The organism is Pseudomonas sp. ok272 (assembly GCF_900109995.1).
Taxonomy (GTDB): domain Bacteria; phylum Pseudomonadota; class Gammaproteobacteria; order Pseudomonadales; family Pseudomonadaceae; genus Aquipseudomonas.
Map to the genome: position 1 here is coordinate 1 of NZ_FOCB01000045.1, position 1,730 is coordinate 1,730.

The following is a 1,730-nucleotide window of genomic DNA, read 5'->3' on the forward strand; positions in this document are numbered from 1 at the left end:
ACGCCGCTGGACGACGGCGACAGCCGCTACCAGATCGTGCAACGGGCCCCGGATGGCCTGGGCCTGACCTGGCACCTGCGCACCGAATTGGGGGCCGGGCCGATGGCGCTGCTCAAGCTGCGTGGGTTTACCTTGCCGGCGCAGATTTTTCTGGGCGAAGGCGCAGTACAGAACGGGAGGTTTGAATGAGCTTGCGCACGTTGATTGACAGTTGCTTGGGGCAGCGCGATGCCCTGTCGATGGCCCAGGACCAGGCAGAGCGTTGGTCGCCCTGGCTCCAACCGATCAGCGCCGACTCACCGGCGGGGGACGATCCTGGTTACGACGATGACTTCCAGCGCATGCGCGAGGAGGTCAACAAACTGTCCGGGGCCGATGCGGAGCAAGTGACGCAACTGGCGCACACGCTGCTGACGCAGACCTGCAAGGACCTGCGGGTGGCCACTTACTATTTATGGGCGCGCTTGCACAAGGATGGCGAGGCGGGGTTGGCCGATGGCCTGAGTCTGCTCGCCGCGCTGATCGAGCGTTATGCCGTCGAGGTGCTGCCCACCCGGCCCAACAGCCGCAAAGTCGCCTTGGAGTGGCTGGCGAGCAGCAAGGTGCTGGACAGCCTGTCGCGTTATCCCGAGGTGGTGAAGGCGGAATCCGAGCGCACCGTGGCGGCGCTGGCCTGGCTGGAGCGTGGCTTGCAAGCCTGGCCGGAGGATCAACGTCCAGCGCTCGGTGGCCTGTACAGCGCGTTGTCTGCCCGGCTGGCCCAGTCCGGTGGGGTCGATGCGTTGGTCCCCCAACACAGCGCCAGTCATGAAGCCAATGCCCCATCGGGCGTACCGGCGACGGCGGCGATCAAGTCCGGCCGCGATTTGTTGGACAGTGGCCGCCCCCTGGCCAGTTACCTGCGCGAGCAACCCTTGGGGTGGCTGGCGGCCCATCGCCTGATGAAAAGCTTGCGTTGGGACACGGTGCACCAGACGCCCCCGGAGGAGGGCGGTGGCAAAACGCGCCTGGCGCCGCCCCGTGGTGACTATCGGGCGCAACTCAAGCGCCTGTACCTGCAACAGAGTTGGACTGAACTGCTCGATCAGGTCGAGCGGGTATACGGCGAGGGCGTCAACCACTTCTGGCTGGACTTGCAGTGGTACCTGTACCAGGCGCTGAGCAAGATGCCCGCGCCCCAGAACAGTTGGGCGGCGATCACCCAGCGTGACCTGGGCATGTTCCTCGAACGCCTGCCAGGCCTGGAAACACTGTGCTGGAGCGACGGTACGCCCTTCGCCGACGAGACCACCCGCGAGTGGATCGCCCAGCACGTCAGCGGCAATCGCCCCCAGCAATGGCTACCCGCGACGACGGCGGGACCGACCACCACCGATGCCGAGATTTTGTCGCTGGAGAGCGAGGCCCTGGCCCAGGCCGACAGTGATGGTGTGGAAGCAGCACTGGCGTGGTTGGCCGAGCGCCCGGGGGTTGAGACCGGGCGCCAGCGCTGGTTGTTGCGCTTGTTGATGGCGCGAGTGGCCGAGCAATACGGCAAGAGCGACCTGGCCTTGCACCTGTTGGGTGAACTGGAGGCCACGGCCCAACGCCAGGGGCTTGCACAGTGGGAGCCCGAGCTGAGTTTCGAGGTCAAGGCGCGCCTGCTCAAGCTGTTGCGCCTGAAAGCCCAGCGCAACGATGCCGACAAGCCGACCCTGGCCCGGCGCATGGAGGCGCTGCTCGCAGCGCTG

At 66.3% G+C, this 1,730-nt stretch carries 1 protein-coding gene and 1 pseudogene; both read left to right on the forward strand.

The genetic code is table 11. The annotated features are described in order from the left end of the window. Nucleotides 1-189, forward strand: a pseudogene (locus tag BMW74_RS24415) (hypothetical protein); the annotation flags it as partial. Then, the coding region (gene tssA / locus BMW74_RS24420; RefSeq protein WP_093426650.1) for a type VI secretion system protein TssA at nucleotides 186-1,730 on the forward strand (1,545 nt) is incomplete at its 3' end. The pseudogene BMW74_RS24415 and the gene tssA, both read left to right, overlap by 4 nt.